We start from the raw sequence: 17,844 nt of genomic DNA on the forward strand, positions 1-17,844 counted from the left end.
ACCAGCGTTACCAGGGACGGATCGCCTTAGATGTAACCATAGAAAACGAAGCGTTAACGTCCGCGGCCGCCGTCCGGTCCGAGGGGGCGCCCGGATCGCATTCCGCCCGCGCATGCAGCCGGCAAAAATTAATCGGTTGAAGCGCCAGGGCGGCGCCCCTGTAATAGAGCCGGCGCCCGCCTGCTGCGGGGCGACGTTCCCTGCGAGAGGTCCACCATGTCCATCCCTCAAAAATCTTCCCTGGATGCATCGCAGCTCTGGCTGCTGGTGCTGGCCGGCGGCGCCATCATGGGCCTGGCCCTGGGCGTGCGGCACGTCCAGGGCCTGTTCCTTTTGCCCGTCACCATGGACCGGGGCTGGAGCCGCGAGACCTTTGCCATCGCGCTGGCCGTGCAGAACCTGACCTGGGGTGTCGCGCAGCCTTTCACCGGCATGATCGCGGACCGCTTTGGATCGGCCAAGGTGATCGCCGGCGGCCTGGTGTTCTATGCGGTTGGACTGGCGGGCATGGCTTACGCCACCACGCCCGCGGGCTTCATGTGGACCGCCGGCGTCTGTGTCGGCATTGCGCTGTCCGGCACCGCGTTTGCCGCCATCTACGGCGCGCTCAGCCGGCTGGTGCCGCCGGAGCGGCGCGGCTGGGCGCTGGGTGTGGCCGGGGCGGTGGGTGGACTGGGCCAATTCACGATGGTGCCGGCCGCGCAATGGCTGATAGGCGGTTGGGGCTGGGTCGCGGCGCTGCTGGGATTCGCCGTTGCGCTGCTGATCTTGCTGCCCCTGGCGTTTCCGCTGCGCGAGCCCGCCGGCCGGCTGCGCGACGCAAGCGCGCCCGACGCAAACCTGTCGCTGACCGACGCCATGCGCGAGGCGTTCACGCGGCCCGGCTTCTGGCTGCTGAACCTGGGCTTTCTCGCCTGCGGCTTCCAGCTTGCCTTCATCGGCACGCACCTGCCCGCCTATCTGATGGACAAGGGCCTGCGCGCGTCGGACGCCGTGGCCGCGCTCGCCATCATCGCCCTGACCAACGTCATGGGCACCTATGTCTGCGGCATCCTGGGGGCGCACCATCGGCGCAAATACCTGCTGGCCGGCCTCTACCTCGTCCGCACCGCGGCCATCGCGCTATTCGTGCTGCTGCCGCTGTCGACCTGGTCGGTGTATGCGTTCGCGGCGGTCATGGGCTTTGTGTGGCTGGGCACGGTGCCGCTCACCAATGGCCTGATCTCGCAGGTGTTCGGCGTGCGCTACATCACGACGCTGTTCGGCTTCGTGTTCTTCGGCCATCAGCTGGGTTCGTTCATGGGCGTGTGGCTGGGCGGCGTCGTGTTCGAGGCCACCGGGTCCTATGACCTGATCTGGCTGGGCGCGATGGCGCTGGGCGTGCTGTCGGCCGCCTTGCACTGGCCCATCGACGACCGCGAGATCCAACGCGTGCGCCCCGCCGGCGCGGCGGGGTAGCGCGCGGCGCGGCGCTAGGCGGGCCGGTGCTGCGTGCCCGCGCCCATGGTGATGTGCAGCATGCGGCAGGGCTCGATGACCTTGACGGTGTGCCATGCGCCCTTGGGGATGACGTAGGCGTCCCCGGCCAGCATCTTCACACGCTGGATGCCGGTAGGCCATTCCAGGTGCAGCTCCGCGGCGCCGGCCATGAGCCGCACGATTTCGTCGGCGCCCGGATGCATCTCCCATTGCGGCCAGTCCGACGTGAATTCGTATTCGGACACCAGCCAGCCGCGCCCGTACTTCTCCAGGTCTTCGCCGGACTGCGACCAGAATGCGTCGCCGCCCGTCACGACGGCGGCGGCGCCGCTGGCGTCCAGATACACGTAGTGCGACGTCAGGTCAGTAGCCATTTGCGCCTCCTCGGAAAGGGGATTCGGGCAGTGTATGCCAGCGCTGCCGTCATATCGATGCGTTTATCATGTGGGCCATCGGCAACAGGGGAGCACGCGATGAGCAAGGGATTCGAAGGGGTGCGCCCCGCGTCCGAGTCGTCCATCGAGATCGGTTTCTTCTTTGACGGCCGGCATTGTGTCGAGCGTATCCGGGTCAAGCCCACCGCCGCCAACCTCAAGCGCGCCGCGGACCGTCGCGCCGCCATCCTGGAGGCCATCGCGCGGGGCGACTTCGACTACGACGCCGAATTTCCCAAACGCGGCGGCAAGCCATCACAGGATTCTGCATGACGAGCAACACGCAGATTGAAATCAACGACCTCACGCCGGAGGCCTTCAGTGCCTTCGGCTGGATGCTGGGCAAGCCCATGCCGGACGGCAACGGCGTGCCGCTGTACACAAACCCCGCCACCGACTTCTGGCATGAGCACCTGTTCAACACCGGGGCGGGTGGCGACGCCGAGGTGCTGTGGGTCAACTACCGCAGCCAGTCCACGGAGATCGCCAGCCTGGAAAAGCACCTGCTGACGCAGCAGGCCATCGTCCCGCTGACGGGCAGCATCATCCAGGTGGTGGCGCGCAGCGCCGACGACGGCAGCCCCGACCTGTCCACCCTGGCCGCCTTTCGGGTGGCGCAAGGGCAGGGGGTGTGCATGCGGCCGGGCTGCTGGCATGCCACCCGCGTGACGGACGCCGAGGTCACCTGCCTGATGCTGACCCGCCGCTCCACCACGATCGACCTGATCCAGCACCTGACCACCGACGCCAGCGCCACGGAAAGCGCCATCGTGGCCATCCCCGCGCATCGGCTCGACGTGCCGCAGGATCTGCCCCAGAGCGCCTGAGCCCCTGCATGAGGGGGAAATATGCCAGAATCCCCCGGATTCGAGCCGGGCGCACCCCCCGTCGTCATCCGGGCGCCTGAGCCATCCCGCCATGCCGGAGCCCTGAATGCGCCACCGCCAGAGTAGCAACGGATTTTGCCGCGCCGCCTGCCGCCCCGTTGCGGGGCGGGTTACAGGACGGGTCACAGGACGACTCACAGCCCGGCTCGCAAGCCTGGCCGCAACCATGGCATTGGCGGTTTTCCTGCCAGGATGCAGCGTCACGTCGCCTGATGCCGCGGGCGCGCAATCGGTCGGCATCGAGGGCATCACCGGGCAACAGGCGCGCAGCATTGCCCGCGAGGCCTATCTTTACGGCGCGCCCATGGTCGCCAGCTACCAGGCCATGTACGCCTACAGCCTCGACAAGACCGGCGCGCACTACAAGGGCCCGCCCAACACGATCAACCCGGTCGGCACCGCCGCCGCAGCCGCGGCGAACCTGGATCCGGGGTACCTGTACTCGTATGCCGCCCTGGACCTGCGTGCCGAGCCCGTGGTCATCACCGTGCCGCGCATCGGAAAGCGGCGCGAGGCCTCATTGCAGTTGATGGACCTGTACACGTACCGCCTCGCCCGACTTGGCTCGTCCGGCATCGGCGGCGGCACGTTCCTCATCGCCGGCCCCTCCTGGAAGGGCAAGACACCCGCCGGCATCACCAAGGTGTTCCGGTCCGAGACCGAACTTGCCACGCTGGTGGGCCGCACGCAGCGCTTCACTCCCGCGGACCAGGACAACGCGCGGCGCATCCAGATGCGCTACAAGGTCCAGCCCCTTTCGGCATTCCAAAAGCGGGCCGCGCCCGCGCCGGCGCCGGTGGATGGGGCGGCGCCGGTCCCGCGCGCCCAGATGTACGCCTCGCTCGCGTTCTATGACGAACTGGCGTTCCTGCTGCAATTCGCGCCTGCCCATGCGTCCGACAAGGGGCTGCGCGAGCGCATGGCCAGCCTCGGCATGCGTCCCGGCGAACCCTACGAGACCGCCACGCTCAACCCCGCGCTGCGTCGCGCCCTGCAAGAGGGCATGCACGACGCGCAAAACGACATCGACAAGAACCGCGCGGCGAAAGGCACGGATACCGACGGGCTCTTTGGTAACCGCGACGCGCTCAAGAATGACTACCTGTCGCGCGCCACCGGCGCGCAGATGGGGCTGTTCGCCTTCGGCGGCGGCAGCGCGCCGCCCGCGCCGGCCAGGAAGAACTAGGCACGCGCCGCATGAAGCGCAACTTCAACATCCACGACCTGCGCATCTTCTACGCCGTCGTCATGACCGGCTCGACGCGGCAGGCGGCCCATGCCATGCACCTGACCCAGCCCGCGATCAGCCATGCGATCTCGCGGCTGGAAAGCGCCACGGGCGTGCAGTTGTTCGACCGCTCCCACAAGACCCTGCGTCCCACCGAGGCCGGCCAATACCTGTACAGCGAGGCCAAGTTCGTGCTGGACGAGCTGGTGCGCATCGACGAAGCCCTGCACAGCATCGAACAGTTCGGCGGGCGCGGCCTGCGCATCGCGTCGTCGCCCGCGCTGGCGCTGGGCTACGCGCCCGACGCCGTGCGCCGCTACCTGGACGCCAACGGCACGCGGCCGTTTTCCATTGACGTCGAGTCGTCCATGCAGGTGATCAGCGCGGTGGAAACCATGCGCGCGGATTTCGGGCTGGGCGCGGTGGGGCGCGACAGCACGCGACTGAGCTTCACCCCATTCCTGCGCGCGGACGTCATGGCGATCGCGCATCGCGAGCATCCGCTTGCCGGACACGATACGGTTGCCGTGGCGGACATCCCGCCCGACACCTACGTCAAGCCGCTGTGGTCCGACTACGTCGTGGCGCAGGGCGACATCGCGGACTCGCTGCTGCTGCGCTCCGGCATGCAGGCCCACATGTCGCTGGTGCCGGGCACGGTGCGCGCGGTCAAGGGCATCAGCCTGGTCAATGCGCTGTCGGCGTCGGACATCGTGGCGTCCTTCCCCGACCTGGTCGCGTTGCCGCTGGCGTCGCGGCAGTGGTTCGACTTCCTGCTCATCACCCGCACGGAATCGCGCAACCAGGACCTGACGGCACGGCTGCTGGACGCCCTGCGCGCCACCGCCCAGGCGCGCCGCCAGGGCGTCTACGCGCAAACCATCGAACTGCTGGCGTAGACGCCGGGCCTGCAAGCGGTGTCATTGCGCCGGCGGCTGCCAGGGCAGGGACTGCAGGTCGCCATCGATGCTGATGGCCTGCCCGCTGACCATCGCCCCAAAAGGGCTGGCCAGGAACAGCGCCATGTTCGCGATGTCCGCCGCGCGCACGAACTGCCGCAGGCTGACGCCGGACAGTTCCAGCCGGGTCTGTTCCTCGACCGACAGTCCCATGTTCTTGGCCCGCGCCGCAATCACCCGTTCGATGCGCGGTCCGGCCACCAGCCCGGGCAGCAGCGCATTGACCCGGATGCCCAGCGGCCCCAGCTCGACCGCAAGCGAACGGGTCAGTCCGACCACGCCCCATTTGGTGGCGGCATAGGGCGTGCGCATGGGCAGCCCCATCCGGCCGGCCACCGAACTGATGTTGATGATGCTGCCCCCGCCCGCCTGGCGCAGCGCGGGCAGCGCGTGGCGCACGGTGTGAAATTGCGAGGCCAGGTTGATGTCCAGCGTCGCCGCCAGCTCCTCTTCCGTGATGTCGGCGATGCCCGCTGTCGGACCCGCGATGCCGGCGTTGTTCACCAGCACGTCCAGGCCGCCCAGGTGCGACAGCGCGGTCTGCATGTAGCGGTCGATCTCGTCGCGGCTGCCCACGTCCGCGCGCGCCCACGCGTGGCGGCAGCCGGCCAGGGCCTGGTCGTCGACGTCGCACACGTGCACGCGCGCGCCGCGCTCGGCAAAGGCGTCGGCCAGCGCCGCACCGATGCCGGCCGCGCCCGCGGTGACGATGACCCGCTTGCCGGACAGGTCCACGGGCAGGGCGCCAGGGTTCATGAGGGTTTCCGTTTTTTTCATGGCGTCATTGCTTCAGCGTCATTGCTTCATCAGGCGGCAGGTCGATTCCGCGGGCGACGTATACACCTGGTCGCCCGGCACGCGCGCCACCAGCTTGTAGTAGTCCCACGGCGCCTTCGATTCGGCGGGCGCCTTGACCTGCATCAGGAACATGTCGTGCACCATCAGGCCGTCGGCGCGGATCTTGCCGTCCTTGACGAAGAAGTCGTTGACCGGGTTTGCCTTCAGCCACTTCATGATGGTCTCGCCGTCGGTGCTCTGGGTGGCCGCCACCGCCTTCAGGTAGGTGGTGGCGGCGGAATAATCGCCCGCCTGCAGCATGGACGGCTTTTTCTTCATCACGGATTCAAAGCGCGAGGCCCACTTGCGCGAGGCGTCGTCCTGGTCCCAGTACCATGCCGTGGTCAGGTACATGTTCTGCGCCGCCTGCAGCCCCAGCGCGTGCACGTCCGTGATCAGCACCAGCAAACCCGCGATCTTCATCTTGGGCGTGAGGCCGAATTCATTGGCGGCCTTCACGGCGTTGCTGGTGTCGCTGGCCGAGTTGGCCAGGCCCAGCACTTGCGCGCCCGACGCCTGCGCCTGCAGGATGAACGACGAGAAATCCGCCGTGTTCAGCGGATGCCGCACCCTGCCCTTGGCGGTGCCGCCGTCTTCCTGCACCACCTTGGAGGCGTCGCGTTCCAGCGCGTGGCCGAAGGCATGGTCCACCGTCAGGAAGAACCAGTCCTTGTTGCCTTCCTTCATCATGGCGCGCGCCGTGCCGCGCGCCAGCGACACCGTGTCATACACGTAATGCACCGTGTAGGGCGTGCACTGCGAATTCGTCAACTCGGAGGCGCCCGCGCTCACCACGAAGAAGGGCGTCTTCTTTTCCTCGGCCACCTTGGCCATCGCCAGCGCCGCCGCGGAATTCGCGCCGGCGATCAGCATGTTCACGCCGCGCTGGTCCAGCCATTCCCGCGCCCGCGACGACGCGATGTCGGCGCGGTTCTGATGGTCCGCCACCAGCACCTCCACCTTCTTGCCCGCCACCGTGCCGCCCAGGTCCGCAATCGCCATCTTGATGGCCTCGGCGCCGCCGGGTCCGTCGGCGTCCGCCGACAGGCCGGACATGTCCGTGATGAAGCCGATGCGGATCACGCCCTCGTCGGCCTGCGCCGCGCCCGCCATGCCAAACAGTGCGGCCAAGGCCGCCGCGCACAATGTCTTTTTCATGGTTGTCTCCCCACTGGGTTGGATTTTTCAGAACGCGACGTTGCCACGTCCTTTCAGCTGCAGCGTCTCGCGCGCATCGTCGGGCGTGGCGATCTGCAGGGACAGGTCCTCCAGGATTCGCCGGATGCGGCGCACCTGGTCCGCGTTCGACCTGGCCAGCTCGCCCGGCCCGTCCCACAACGAATCTTCCAGGCCCACGCGCACGTTCCCGCCCATCGTCGCCGCCATCGTGGCCAGCGGTGTCTGCTTGCGGCCGGCGGCCAGCACGGACCAGATGTAGTCGTCGCCGAACAGCCGGTCGGCCGTGCGCTGCATCATCATCACGTCTTCCGGATGCGTGCCGATCCCGCCGCGGATGCCGAACACCGACTGGATCAGGAAGGGCGGCTTGAGCAGCTTGCGGTCCACGAAGTGCGCCGCCGTGTACAGGTGCCCGATGTCATAGCACTCGATCTCGAACCGCGTGCCGTTGTCGCCGCAGGACGACAGGATGTGCTCGATATCCTTGAACGTGTTCCGGAAGATCAGGTCGTTGCTGCCTTCCAGGTAGGGCTTTTCCTAGGCATGCTTGAACTCCTTGAAGCGCTCCAGCAGTTCATACATGCCGAAGTTCATCGACCCCATGTTCAGCGATGCGACCTCCGGCTTGAACTGCAGCGCCGGCGCCATGCGTTCGGCGATCGGCAGCACGGGGGAGCCGCCCGTCGTGATGTTGACCACCACATCGGATTCCTGGCGGATACGCGGCAGGAACTGCGCATACAGCGCCGGATCCTGCGTCGGCTGGCCGGTATCGGGCTTGCGCGCGTGCAGATGGACGATGGCCGCGCCCGCCTGGGCGGCGTCCAGCGCGGACTGCGAGATGTCGGCGGGGGTAACGGGCAGGTAAGGCGACATCGACGGCGTATGGACCGAGCCGGTGATGGCGCAGGTAATGATGACCTTTCTGGACTTTTTCATGGGCCTCTGGGGTGCGCGTTGTAATCGCGTTGGAATCGCGTTGGATATTTATGGCCCCGGCTGTCTCCTCCGGGTGTGGGCCATTCTGTCGCACGCTTCCGGTGCCTGTCACCTGAACAGAAATTATCAATTGATAGGGAATCCGGTGCTGCGGTGCAGCGTTGAAAAGGGCGCGCCGGCCCGACGAAAGCGCGCCGCCGGCCAGGCGCTGAAATACAATATCGGCATGCCGAAATACCTGTTTCGGCCTCAAACAGGCTTACGCCAGAAGCTGCTCCATGTCCAACATCCTGCCTTCCCGCCCCGCGCGGCGCATGTCGTCCGCGCGCGTCCGGATCCGTCATCCGGAGGTTCGGCCATGAGCTGTGTGCTTGCGCTCGACCTCGGCGGCACGCGCTTTCGCGCCGCGTTGGTAAACGGCGCGGGGCATGTTGCCCATGCCTGCCACATCGACAGCCCCGCCGGCGCCAGCGCGCGTCCCGGCTGGGACGATATCGACGCCGATGCCTGGTGGCGCGGCCTGCAGGCGCTGGCCGACACCCTGGCCGCGCAGGCGGGCCCGGCCTTCGACGCCGTGCAGGCCGTGGCGGTCTGTGGCGTCACGCGCACGCAGATCTTCGTGGACGGTCAGGGCGAGCCCATCCGTCCCGCCATCACCTGGCGCGACGCGCGGGCGGCGGAAGACGTCTCGCAGTGGCTCGCATCCATGCCGACGTCCCACCCCGAGTCCAGACAGATCAACGCCTTTCACCCCTGGGCCCGGGTGGCATGGCTGCTGCATGCGGAACCCGCCCACGCGGCCCGCGTGAAGGCGGTGCTGGAACCCAAGGACTACCTGAACTTCCGGCTGACCGGCCGCATGGCCAGCGACACGGTGTCCATGGCCCGCCTGCACGCGGCGGCCCAGCCTCACGCATCGGGCCCCGACCTGCTGACCGCGGTGGGCGCCAGCCCGGCATGGGTGCCCGAGCTGCTGGATCCCCTGGACACTGTCGGGCCGGTCCAGGCCGGCCTGCCCGGCGCTCTGGCCCGACTGGCCGGACGTCCGGTGGTCGCCTGCTCCAACGACACCTGGGCCGCCGTCGCCGGCCTGGGCGCACTGCGTCCGGGCTACGCCTACAACATCTCCGGCACCACGGAAGTGTTTGGCGCCGTGGGCGCCGAGCCCGTGCAAGCGCAGGGCCTCATGACCGTGGACTGGGGCGGGGGCCATCACCAGATCGGCGGCCCGGGCCAGAACGGCGCGGACACCGTCGCGTGGCTGCTGCCCCTGCTGGGCCGCCTGGGCGAAGACGGCATGGCGGGGGTGGGCGAGGCGATGAACGAACTCCTGGACGCGCCGCGCGACCGTCAGCCGGCGCTCTTCCTGCCCTACCTGCAAGGCGAGCGCGTGCCGTACTGGGATCCGCACCTGCGCGGCGCCTTTCTGGGCCTGAACCGCCGACATGGTCCGGGAGACCTCGCCTGGGCGGTCCTGGAAGGGGTGGCCTTCCTGAACCGCATCGTGCTCGAGCGCGCCGAGGCCGCCCTGGGCGCGCCCGTTTCCGAAATCCGCTTTGGCGGCGGCGCGGCGTCCAGCGCGCAGTGGTGCCAGGTGAAAGCCGACATCTGCGAACGGCCCGTCGTCGTCGGCCACGCCGACCAGCCCGGCATCCTGGGCGCCGCCGTCGCCGCCTGGACCGCGCTGGGCCAGCACGGCAGCTTTGCGGACGGACAGGACGCGCTGGCGCGCCCCGCGCAGCGTTACGAACCCCAGCCCGAGCGCGCCCACGCCTACCGCCGCATGTACGCCCAGTTTCGCGCCGCCGAGGCCGCGCTGGCGCCGGTGTCGCATGTGCTGGCAGGCATCCGGGTCTGATGCGGCAGGGCGAGAAAACCCTGTCGCGGCGTCTCCACGTTGCGGCACTGCCGGACCGCTCCGGGGTATACACTGCTACGCCATCAAGGCGTGGTCGCGCGGCAGGCGGTGGATCACCCTGGCACACACAAGAACTCGAACGCAGCAAGGGTTGATTCGATGCGCGGCATCCTGGAAAAGTACGGCACGGCAATCGCGGGACTCCTCCTCCTGGCCTTCTTCGCCATCGGCGCCCCGAACTTCGCGGCCCCGACCAACCTCTTGAACATCGCCAAGGAAACCAGCTTCCTGGCCATCATCGCCATCGGCTTCACGCTGGCGCTGGTCACTGCCGAACTCGACCTGTCCGTCGCCGACGTCGCCAGCCTCGCGGCCGTCGTGACCGGCGCCCTCGTGCACACCGGCCAGCCCATTGCCATGGCCATCGCCGCGGGCCTGGGCGTGGGGCTGCTGTGCGGCCTGGTGAACGGCGTGGCCGTCACCCGCCTGCGCGTGCCCTCGCTGATCGCCACGCTGGGCATGGCCGCCATGGCGCGGGGCTTTGCGTTCATGCTGACCGACGGCGTGTCCTACGTGGGCCGCTGGCCCGCCAGCTTCACCGACCTTGCGCGCGCCAAGCCCTTCGGCATTCCCGCGCTGGTGCTCTGGATGCTGGCCGCCGTGCTCCTGGCCTGGTTCCTGATCAAATGGACCCGCACCGGCGCCCGCATGACCGCCACCGGCGAGGCCGGAGAGTCCGCGCGCCTGGCCGGCATCAACATCCGCGCCATGAAGAGCATCGGCCTGGCCCTGTCCGGCCTGTGCGCGGGCCTGGCCGCGATCCTGCTGACCTCCAGCCTGTCGTCCGCCGCGCCCAACATGGCCGGGGACTACTTCCTGTACGCCATCGCCGCCGTCCTGCTGGGCATGACCATGTTCAATCCCGGCCATGCCAACATCCCCGGCACCCTCGTCGCCGCGCTGATCCTCAAGGTGCTGGGCAACGGCCTGGTCCTGATGGGCGCGCCATACTACGTGCAGGACATCGTGCTGGGCTTCATCATGATCGCGTCCGTCGCGGTGTCATCGGCCGTGCTGAAGAAAGCGGCCTTCAAATTCTGACCGGAAGGGGAAAACACATGAACAAGCTCGTCAAGCGTTCGCTGCTGGCCAGCGCATTCGCCATCCAGGCGCTGGCCGCCAGCGCAGCCCACGCCTTCGACGTCGGCATCGTCGCATTCCAGATGTCGTCCGAAACCCACGCCCGCGTCGCCAACGCCGCGGCCGAGGCCGCCCGCGCCAAGGGCTGGACCGTCACCCAGCTCAACGCCGAAGGCTCGCTGCCCAAGCTGGCCGAACAGCTCGACACGCTGGTCAACAAAAAGGTCGACGCCATCGTCGTGGCCATGGGCAAACCGGTGGAAACCGACGCCCAGCTCCAGACCGCCAAGGAAAAAGGCATCCCCGTCGTCGGCGTCATGTCCGGCGCCAGCCCGCACATGCTGTTCGACGTCGAAGTCAACGAATACGCCACCGGCGCGCAGTCCGTGCTGTACCTGCTGGGCAAGATGGGCTACCAGGGCAACATCCTGTCCGCGCGCTTTGACGGCAACTCCGGCACCCGCATCCGCGGCAAGATGCTCGACGCCGTCCTGACCGAGAACACCGCCGTCAAGGACCTCGCCAAGTTCAGCATGGCCCGCACCCAAAGCTGGCGCGACGACGTGCGCAACGGCATGCAGGCCCTTTTCCTGCGCCATCAGGGCCAGTTCAAGGGCGTCTGGGCATCGTTTGACGGCCAGGCCTACGTCATCGACGACCTGCTGCAGGCCCAGGGCATGAAGAAGGGCGACATCACCCTGGTGTCGGTCGACGGCGGCCCCGAAACCTATCGCCGCATCGCCGACCCCAACAGCCTCATCACCGCCACCATGATGATTCCGTTCGAACAATTGGGCGTCAGCGCCGTCGACGCCATCGACCGCATCGTCGTCAAGAAGGAACCCAAGGACAAGGTCGTCGCCGGCCCGTACCTGTTCATGGACTCGGTGCTGGTCGACCAGACCAACGTCCAGAAATTCCTGCAACCCGCCAAGTAAGAGTGAGCCCTGCCGCCATGACCGCCGCATTGTCGCTACGCCAGATCCGCAAGTCCTATGGCGCAGTCGAGGCCCTGAAAGGCGTCGACCTGGACGTGCCCGAAGGCAAGGTCATGGCCATCTGCGGCGACAACGGCGCTGGCAAATCCACGCTCATCCGCATCATCTCGGGCGCGCAGGAACCCAGCGGCGGCGACCTGACCCTGAACGGCAAGCCCGTCGTGTTCGCGTCGCCGCACGATGCCCTGGTGCAAGGCATCGCCACCATCTACCAGGACCTCGCCCTGGCCCCGCGCCTGTCCATCTGGGAAAACGTCTTCATGGGCGCCGAGCTGACGCGCCGCGTGGGCTTTCTCAGCGTCCTGGACAAGCGCCGCATGGCGCAGGACGCGCGCGGCTACCTGCAGCGCCTTTCCGTGCCCATCGAAGACATGGACCGTCCGGTCGAACGCATGTCCGGCGGCCAGCGCCAGGCCGTGGCCATCGCCCGCGCCCTGCGCTGGGACGCCCGCGTCGTCATCATGGACGAACCCACCGCGGCATTGGGCGTCAAGGAAACGGCCCTGGTGCTGAACCTGGTGCGCAAGCTGCGCGAGGAAGGGCGCACCGTCATCCTGATCAGCCACAACATGGCTGATGTGGTCGCGCTGGCGGACCGCGTTGCGATACTGAAGAGCGGCACGAAAGTCATCGAGCGCGACGTGGCGGGATTGGATGCGGATGCGCTGGCGCATATGGTGATGACCGGGAAGGAATGACCGGGCAATCGCCAGGTGAGAAGGCGGAAGTCCAAATAAAAAGGCCGCCGCCGGGTAACCCCGGCGGCGGCCTTCTTGCAAACCGCAGTGGAACTTAATCCTTGCGGCTGGTCACTTCAACCAGGTGATAGCCGAACTGGGTCTTCACCGGACCCTGGACCACGCCGACCGGCGCGCTGAACACCACGGTGTCGAATTCCTTGACCATCTGGCCCGGGCCGAACGTGCCCAGGTTGCCACCGTCGCGGCTCGACGGGCAGCTGGAGTTTTCCTTCGCGAGCTGGGCGAAGTCGCCGCCGTTTTCGATGGCGGTCTTGAGTTCATTGGCCTTCGCTTCGGTGGAAACGAGGATGTGACGGGCGGAAGCTTGTGCCATGTGGGGGCTCCTTGCGGACTGATTTGGGGGAGGGGAGAGTAACGCATTTGGGCGTACTCACACCCTTGCCATCATAAACGGGCCATGCTGCCGGCATGTAACCAAGTCAGACCACGGGGCCGCTTCTGCACTGATGCGCTGCTGCGTCCCCGCCTGCCGCGGTGATTCCGGCTAACCCTAGGACCGGTCCGCGAACCACTCCCTGAACGGCTCTGGATCCAGATTCGCGGGCACATACCAGACCTTTCGCGTCCGGTCCCATTGAGCCCCCAGCGCCTTCACCACGTCCCGGTTTGCGTAGGCCACCTTCAGGTCGCGGTGGCCCACGGCCTTTGCGGGGGCGGCCTGATTGCGGCGCAGCGTGTTGTCGGCCCGCGCCTGGATGCTGCCTAACTGCAGTTGCGCCAGGAAGGGGCTGCGCCGCTCGGGCGCTTCGGGGGCAATCAAGGTCAGGCGCGATTTCGTGCGGGTCGCTGCCACGTAGAACAGGTTGCTTTCTTCTTCGAGTTCCCGAAGCGGATGGGGAAACTCCCCGGCTTCCATGAACGGCAGGATGACGTGATCGAATTCCTTGCCTTTGGCGTTGGCGATGCAGTCGATCAACACCGTGTGCTTGCCGGGGCGCGCGCCGGCAAAGGCTTCGGCGGCGCCGATCCATTCGGAGAACTGGCGCAGGGCTTTTCCGGAATCCCCGGCGGTCGTGATGAAGCCCTGCACGGACCTGGTCACGACCGACGCGTCGTAGGGGTTGATGTACAGCCGCCGGGCCAGGTTTTCCATGTCCATGATGCGGCAGACTGCTTCCAGCGCGCCCTGGGCGGTCGCGTCGGCCGACAGGGCGCGCAGATGCGACACGGCGTCGGCAATGCGCGTGCGTGCGGCGACGCTGCCCACGCGCTGGATCTGCCCGTCGAAAAAATGCTTCAGCGCCGACGGCTCCTTCGACAGCGTGGCCTGGGCTTCGCGCAGTTCCTGCGGCGTCAGCGGCACCTGTGAAAAGGTCGCCAGCGCCCCGACAATCGCCTCGCGCGTGGCGGGCGCGGCGACGTGGTGGAAATCGTCCAGCGCGATGGCGATCATGCCCCGCAAAAACAGGATCTCTTCGCGCAGCAGGTAGCTGTGCATCGTGAGCGTGCGGTACTGCACGCCCGCGTTCATCAGCGCGTTCTCGATTTCGATGGACTGATGCGCGTCGCGCAGCAGGATGGCGCAGCCGTCCAGCGGCTTCTTGTCCTGCTTCCATTGCTGCACCGCCCGGACGACCTCGGCGCCGCATGCGCCCGGGGCCGCTGCGTAGGTCGGTTCGCGGATTTCCGTGCGCAGGGGCAGATTGGAGTCCACGGGTTTGTGCTTGAACGCCTCCATGGCGTACGCCAGGTGGGGTCCGTGGCGGTACGTCATCGTCAGGGGGAGTTTGACGCAGTCCGGAAAACTCAAAGCAATGCGGTGCTGCAGGAACGATTCGTCCGCGCCCAGGTGCGAATAGATGACCTGGTCCTTGTCCCCGACCCCGACAACATAGCTCGCGCCCTGGCCCGACAACGCCTCAAGAATGCAGAACGATGCTTCGTTGAGGTCGTGCAATTCATCGCACACCATCAGCTTGAAAGGCGGCAGTTGGTGGCGCGCGTCCGGGTCTGCCCGGAGCCTGCACGCCAGGTCATAACTGGCATCGAAGAAGCCGCGGGCGGCGACCTGGCCGAACACGTCGACGCGCTGCCGTTCGTATTCGACGGCCCACAGGTAGTCGGTCAGGGGAACGCCCGCGCTGGCCGCGGCGTACTCCGGATCGTCGGCGCCATCGGCGGACACCGCCATGGTGGCTTTTAGCCGCAGCAGGTTGTCCAGGAACTGGCTGACGGCCGTGTTGTGGGTCCGGATGTCGAGCGCGTCCGCGTATTGCGGGTTGTTGAGCGCCACGCTTTCCAGCGCCGCCAGCGCAAGTTCCTGCTGTTCGCGCCGTGAATGCAGGATCTCCGGCGTGCCGTCCTCGAGGGTCGCCAGGACGCGCTGCGCGTAGCCTTCCAGGGTCTGGACCTTGACGCGCCGGGCGGTGTTGTAGGCGATCCCCACTTCCTGCAGGCGGGTCTGCAGCACCTGCCTGGCTTCGTCGGTGAACGTCAGCGCCAGGATCTCTTCGGGCGGCAGTCCCCGGGTCAGCGCCTCGCCGATACGCAGGGCCAGGGTGGTGGTTTTTGCGGCGCCCGCATTGGCGATGACCAGGGTGGTCCGGTTCCGCGAGGTCTGGATCTTGCGTTGTTCTTCGGTGGGGACGAATCCCGCCGGAATGAACTGGGGGGAAGCGGAAGGTGTGGTCATGGGCAGGCAACAGGCGGACAGCGAAGGCCGCTGGGACCAGCGGCGGCTTCAGTGTAAGCGGATGGCGCCCTGCCCAGGCGGGCAGGGGCCGGAATCCGCCGGGGCGCCCGCCCGGGGCGTTACCGTACCGGCCAGCCGTACATCAGGCCGCCGTTGCGGTAGGACGCGTTCAAGCCGCGTTCCAGCTTGAGCGGGCTGTTCGGGCCAAGGTTCTTCTCGAAGCTCTCGCCGTAGTTACCGATGTGCTTGATGATGTTGTAAGCCCACTTGTCATCCACGCCCAGGTTCTTGCCCATGCCGGGCGTCACGCCCAGGAGGCGCTGGACGTTGGGGTTGGTGCTTTTCAGCATCTCGTCCACGTTCTTGGACGTGACGCCGTATTCCTCGGCTTCCATCATGGCGAACATGGTCCAGCGGACCAGGTTGAACCATTGCTCGTCGCCCTGGCGCACCATGGGGCCCAGCGGCTCCTTGGAGAAGTTCTCGGGCAGGATGTCGTATTTTTCGGGGCTTTCCAGGTTGCTGCGCGCGGCGGCGAGCTGCGACTTGTCGCCGGTGAAGGCATCGCAACGGCCCACGGCGAAGGCGCGGATGATCTCGTCCAGGCGCTCGACCACGACCGGCTTGAAGGTGACGTTCTGCGACCGGAACCAGTCGGCGAGGTTCAGCTCGGTGGTGGTGCCCGGCTGCACGCAGACAGTGGCGCCTTCCAGTTCCTTGGCGCTCTTCACGCCCAGGGACTTGTTCACCATGATGCCCTGGCTGTCGTAGTAGTTCACGCCGACGCCGATCAGGCCCAGCGTGGTGTCGCGCGTCAGCGTCAGCGTGGTGTTGCGGGTCAGCACGTCGACTTCGCCGGATTGCAGGGCGGTGAAGCGCTGGACGGCGCTGATCGCCTGGATCTTGGATTTGGAGGCGTCGCCGAACATGGCGATGGCCAGCGCGCGGCACAGGTCCACGTCCAGGCCGATCCAGCCGCCCTTGCTGTCGTTCACGGAAAAGCCCGCGACGCCGGTCGATACGCCGCAGTGCACGAAGCCTTTGCTCTTGACCGCGTCGAAGGTCGCGCCGGCATGGGCGGTCCAGGACGAGATGAACAAGGCGGTTCCTGCCGCAGCCAGTTTGAGTGCTTTCATGGTGTCTCCGCGCGGAATTGCGCATGTTATGGATCAGCCGAAGGCTGAAGTGCGGCGAATGGTAGCCAGCGGGTCTGGGGGGGAGAATCAGGGAATTCCCGTTAAATCCGGGGGGCGGAATTTGGACCGCTCGCCCGGCCGCGCCGGTTTGCCGTCTTGCGACCGATCGCCCATACTGGGCGCTTCCTCATCCAAGCTCCTATGAAACGACGTGACCCACCCGCAGGACGGGACGACAAGCCAAGGCGCCCCTACGCCTTCGTCAAGCACCAGTTGCTCGGCACGTGGTCCGAGCTGACCCGGGTCAACGCCAGCGACCGTCCCTGGGAAATGCCCCTGGCCGCGGCGCTCTCGTCCGGTCTGCCCCTGATGGTGGGTGCGTATTTCGGGCGCATGGACTACGGGCTGATGTCCAGCCTGGGCGGCATGGTGTTTCTCAGCCTGCCCAACGCCTCGCTCCAGATCCGCATGATGATGCTGCTGGCCGCGTCCTTCGGCATGGTGGCGTGCTACGCGCTGGGCGCGCTGACCCAGTTCTGGCCGACCGCGACGATCGCGGCGCTGACCCTGATCGCGATGGTCGTGAATATGGTGTGCCGCTGCTATCGCCTGGGACCGCCCGGCAGCCTGTTCTTCATCATGGCCACGGCAATTGCCGCCTATACGCCCGGCACCGTCCACGACGTGCCGATGCGCGTGGGCATGGTGGCGCTGGGATGCCTGGTCGCCTGCCTGGTGGCCTTTGCGTATTCGCTGCACATGACGCGCGTCGCCCCGCCGCCCGCGCCCATCGAATTGCCCAAGCCCACCTTCGACTTCGTGGTCTATGACTCCGTCATCATCGGCCTCTTCGTGGGCATCTCGCTGCTGGTGGCCGAATTGCTGCAGCTGCAGCGGCCGTACTGGGTGCCGGTGAGCTGCCTGGCGATCATCCAGGGCGCCAGCCTGCGCGCGGCCTGGAGCCGCCAGTTGCACCGCATCCTGGGCACGGCGGTGGGCCTGTGCGTGGCCTGGGCGCTGCTCAGCCTGCCGCTGAACGTCTGGACGCTGAGCCTGATCATGATGGCGCTGTCGTTCGGCATCGAAACCCTGGTCGTGCGCCACTACGCCAGCGCGGTGGTGCTGATCACCCCGCTGACGATCTTCCTGGCCGAAGCGCCGCACCTGGGGCAGGGCTATCCCATCGACGTCATCGAGGCGCGTTTCGTGGATACGGCGATCGGCGCCTTCATCGGCGTATTGGGCGCCGTGCTGCTGCACAACCAGCGCATCCGCCCGCTGCTGTCGCGCTGGATGCGGGCGGTGCTGCCCCGGCGCGTGAACTGAAAGGTGGCGCCGGGCGCGGGCGTCATGCGCGCGTCGCGGCAATACGCCGGC

16 protein-coding genes and 1 pseudogene are annotated in these 17,844 nt (G+C 67.3%); 10 read left to right on the forward strand and 7 right to left on the reverse strand.

What is annotated here, in order from left to right; translation table 11 throughout:
- Positions 1 to 216: 216 nt before the first annotated feature.
- Positions 217 to 1,458 (forward strand): MFS transporter, encoded by a 1,242-nt coding sequence (locus ACZ50Q_RS03005; protein ID WP_464080498.1) that lies wholly within the window; start codon positions 217 to 219, stop codon positions 1,456 to 1,458.
- Positions 1,459 to 1,472: 14 nt separating this feature from the next.
- On the opposite strand, the gene ACZ50Q_RS03010 is transcribed toward ACZ50Q_RS03005, so the two are convergent.
- A complete protein-coding gene (locus ACZ50Q_RS03010; RefSeq protein ID WP_076517224.1) occupies positions 1,473 to 1,853 on the reverse strand; it encodes a cupin domain-containing protein in 381 nt (126 codons plus the stop codon).
- Between the two features lie 99 nt (positions 1,854 to 1,952).
- Between ACZ50Q_RS03010 and ACZ50Q_RS03015 the strand changes: the two genes are divergently transcribed.
- The 4 genes from ACZ50Q_RS03015 to ACZ50Q_RS03030 all read left to right on the forward strand — a co-directional run bounded on the left by ACZ50Q_RS03015 (position 1,953) and on the right by ACZ50Q_RS03030 (position 4,927).
- Positions 1,953 to 2,186, forward strand: a complete 234-nt coding sequence (locus tag ACZ50Q_RS03015; RefSeq protein WP_092581516.1) for an Arm DNA-binding domain-containing protein — start codon at positions 1,953 to 1,955, stop codon at positions 2,184 to 2,186.
- Positions 2,183 to 2,740, forward strand: a complete 558-nt coding sequence (locus tag ACZ50Q_RS03020; RefSeq protein ID WP_464080499.1) for an ureidoglycolate lyase — start codon at positions 2,183 to 2,185, stop codon at positions 2,738 to 2,740. The genes ACZ50Q_RS03015 and ACZ50Q_RS03020 overlap by 4 nt, the downstream gene beginning before the upstream one ends.
- Before the next feature lie 226 nt (positions 2,741 to 2,966).
- Positions 2,967 to 3,986: a DUF1254 domain-containing protein gene (locus ACZ50Q_RS03025; protein ID WP_464080500.1), complete on the forward strand. Its 1,020-nt coding sequence runs from the start codon at positions 2,967 to 2,969 to the stop codon at positions 3,984 to 3,986.
- A gap of 11 nt (positions 3,987 to 3,997) precedes the next feature.
- A complete protein-coding gene (locus ACZ50Q_RS03030; RefSeq protein ID WP_076517215.1) occupies positions 3,998 to 4,927 on the forward strand; it encodes a LysR family transcriptional regulator in 930 nt (309 codons plus the stop codon).
- Between the two features lie 21 nt (positions 4,928 to 4,948).
- Here the strand turns inward: ACZ50Q_RS03030 and ACZ50Q_RS03035 are convergent, their stop codons facing one another.
- The 3 genes and pseudogenes from ACZ50Q_RS03035 to kce form a co-directional block, all read right to left on the reverse strand.
- Positions 4,949 to 5,743, reverse strand: coding sequence for an SDR family oxidoreductase (locus ACZ50Q_RS03035; RefSeq protein ID WP_076517213.1), 795 nt, complete (start codon positions 5,741 to 5,743; stop codon positions 4,949 to 4,951).
- A 39-nt stretch (positions 5,744 to 5,782) separates the two neighbouring features.
- Positions 5,783 to 6,982: an ABC transporter substrate-binding protein gene (locus tag ACZ50Q_RS03040; RefSeq protein WP_092581520.1), complete on the reverse strand. Its 1,200-nt coding sequence runs from the start codon at positions 6,980 to 6,982 to the stop codon at positions 5,783 to 5,785.
- A gap of 27 nt (positions 6,983 to 7,009) precedes the next feature.
- Positions 7,010 to 7,942 (reverse strand): annotated as a pseudogene (gene kce, locus ACZ50Q_RS03045) (3,5-dioxohexanoate:acetyl-CoA acetone transferase).
- Positions 7,943 to 8,300: 358 nt separating this feature from the next.
- Here kce and ACZ50Q_RS03050 point away from each other — a divergent pair.
- The 4 genes from ACZ50Q_RS03050 (at position 8,301) to ACZ50Q_RS03065 (ending at position 12,636) form a co-directional block, all read left to right on the forward strand.
- Positions 8,301 to 9,800, forward strand: coding sequence for a xylulokinase (locus ACZ50Q_RS03050; protein WP_464080501.1), 1,500 nt, complete (start codon positions 8,301 to 8,303; stop codon positions 9,798 to 9,800).
- Positions 9,801 to 9,959: 159 nt separating this feature from the next.
- On the forward strand, positions 9,960 to 10,901 hold the full coding sequence (locus ACZ50Q_RS03055) for an ABC transporter permease (protein WP_076517206.1): 942 nt from the start codon (positions 9,960 to 9,962) through the stop codon (positions 10,899 to 10,901).
- A 17-nt stretch (positions 10,902 to 10,918) separates the two neighbouring features.
- Positions 10,919 to 11,878, forward strand: coding sequence for a sugar ABC transporter substrate-binding protein (locus tag ACZ50Q_RS03060; protein ID WP_076517204.1), 960 nt, complete (start codon positions 10,919 to 10,921; stop codon positions 11,876 to 11,878).
- Positions 11,879 to 11,895: 17 nt separating this feature from the next.
- On the forward strand, positions 11,896 to 12,636 hold the full coding sequence (locus ACZ50Q_RS03065; RefSeq protein ID WP_076517202.1) for an ATP-binding cassette domain-containing protein: 741 nt from the start codon (positions 11,896 to 11,898) through the stop codon (positions 12,634 to 12,636).
- Between the two features lie 94 nt (positions 12,637 to 12,730).
- Here ACZ50Q_RS03065 and ACZ50Q_RS03070 read toward each other — a convergent pair whose 3' ends face one another.
- The 3 genes from ACZ50Q_RS03070 to ACZ50Q_RS03080 all read right to left on the reverse strand — a co-directional run bounded on the left by ACZ50Q_RS03070 (position 12,731) and on the right by ACZ50Q_RS03080 (position 16,467).
- A complete protein-coding gene (locus ACZ50Q_RS03070) occupies positions 12,731 to 13,012 on the reverse strand; it encodes a peptidylprolyl isomerase (RefSeq protein ID WP_059373949.1) in 282 nt (93 codons plus the stop codon).
- Between the two features lie 177 nt (positions 13,013 to 13,189).
- The gene (locus tag ACZ50Q_RS03075; RefSeq protein ID WP_464080502.1) at positions 13,190 to 15,331 is read right to left on the reverse strand and encodes a UvrD-helicase domain-containing protein; all 2,142 of its coding nucleotides are present in this window, start codon (positions 15,329 to 15,331) and stop codon (positions 13,190 to 13,192) included.
- 119 nt (positions 15,332 to 15,450) lie between these two features.
- On the reverse strand, positions 15,451 to 16,467 hold the full coding sequence (locus tag ACZ50Q_RS03080) for an amino acid ABC transporter substrate-binding protein (RefSeq protein ID WP_464080503.1): 1,017 nt from the start codon (positions 16,465 to 16,467) through the stop codon (positions 15,451 to 15,453).
- A 201-nt stretch (positions 16,468 to 16,668) separates the two neighbouring features.
- Between ACZ50Q_RS03080 and ACZ50Q_RS03085 the strand changes: the two genes are divergently transcribed.
- Positions 16,669 to 17,793 carry an FUSC family protein gene (locus ACZ50Q_RS03085; RefSeq protein WP_464080504.1) on the forward strand — a complete coding sequence of 375 codons (1,125 nt, stop codon included), beginning with the start codon at positions 16,669 to 16,671 and terminating at the stop codon, positions 17,791 to 17,793.
- Positions 17,794 to 17,844 lie beyond the last annotated feature (51 nt).

The sequence above is a fragment of the Achromobacter sp. T5-5 genome (assembly GCF_055397965.1).

Excerpts from the sequence above, each read along its gene's own strand:
- ACZ50Q_RS03005 (WP_464080498.1), top strand. The coding sequence starts at position 217 with ATGTCCATCCCTCAAAAATCTTCCCTGGATGCATCGCAGCTCTGGCTG.
- ACZ50Q_RS03010 (WP_076517224.1), bottom strand. The coding sequence starts at position 1,853 with ATGGCTACTGACCTGACGTCGCACTACGTGTATCTGGACGCCAGCGGC.
- ACZ50Q_RS03015 (WP_092581516.1), top strand. The coding sequence starts at position 1,953 with ATGAGCAAGGGATTCGAAGGGGTGCGCCCCGCGTCCGAGTCGTCCATC.
- ACZ50Q_RS03020 (WP_464080499.1), top strand. The coding sequence starts at position 2,183 with ATGACGAGCAACACGCAGATTGAAATCAACGACCTCACGCCGGAGGCC.
- ACZ50Q_RS03025 (WP_464080500.1), top strand. The coding sequence starts at position 2,967 with ATGGCATTGGCGGTTTTCCTGCCAGGATGCAGCGTCACGTCGCCTGAT.
- ACZ50Q_RS03030 (WP_076517215.1), top strand. The coding sequence starts at position 3,998 with ATGAAGCGCAACTTCAACATCCACGACCTGCGCATCTTCTACGCCGTC.
- ACZ50Q_RS03035 (WP_076517213.1), bottom strand. The coding sequence starts at position 5,743 with ATGAACCCTGGCGCCCTGCCCGTGGACCTGTCCGGCAAGCGGGTCATC.
- ACZ50Q_RS03040 (WP_092581520.1), bottom strand. The coding sequence starts at position 6,982 with ATGAAAAAGACATTGTGCGCGGCGGCCTTGGCCGCACTGTTTGGCATG.
- ACZ50Q_RS03050 (WP_464080501.1), top strand. The coding sequence starts at position 8,301 with ATGAGCTGTGTGCTTGCGCTCGACCTCGGCGGCACGCGCTTTCGCGCC.
- ACZ50Q_RS03055 (WP_076517206.1), top strand. The coding sequence starts at position 9,960 with ATGCGCGGCATCCTGGAAAAGTACGGCACGGCAATCGCGGGACTCCTC.
- ACZ50Q_RS03060 (WP_076517204.1), top strand. The coding sequence starts at position 10,919 with ATGAACAAGCTCGTCAAGCGTTCGCTGCTGGCCAGCGCATTCGCCATC.
- ACZ50Q_RS03065 (WP_076517202.1), top strand. The coding sequence starts at position 11,896 with ATGACCGCCGCATTGTCGCTACGCCAGATCCGCAAGTCCTATGGCGCA.
- ACZ50Q_RS03070 (WP_059373949.1), bottom strand. The coding sequence starts at position 13,012 with ATGGCACAAGCTTCCGCCCGTCACATCCTCGTTTCCACCGAAGCGAAG.
- ACZ50Q_RS03075 (WP_464080502.1), bottom strand. The coding sequence starts at position 15,331 with ATGACCACACCTTCCGCTTCCCCCCAGTTCATTCCGGCGGGATTCGTC.
- ACZ50Q_RS03080 (WP_464080503.1), bottom strand. The coding sequence starts at position 16,467 with ATGAAAGCACTCAAACTGGCTGCGGCAGGAACCGCCTTGTTCATCTCG.
- ACZ50Q_RS03085 (WP_464080504.1), top strand. The coding sequence starts at position 16,669 with ATGAAACGACGTGACCCACCCGCAGGACGGGACGACAAGCCAAGGCGC.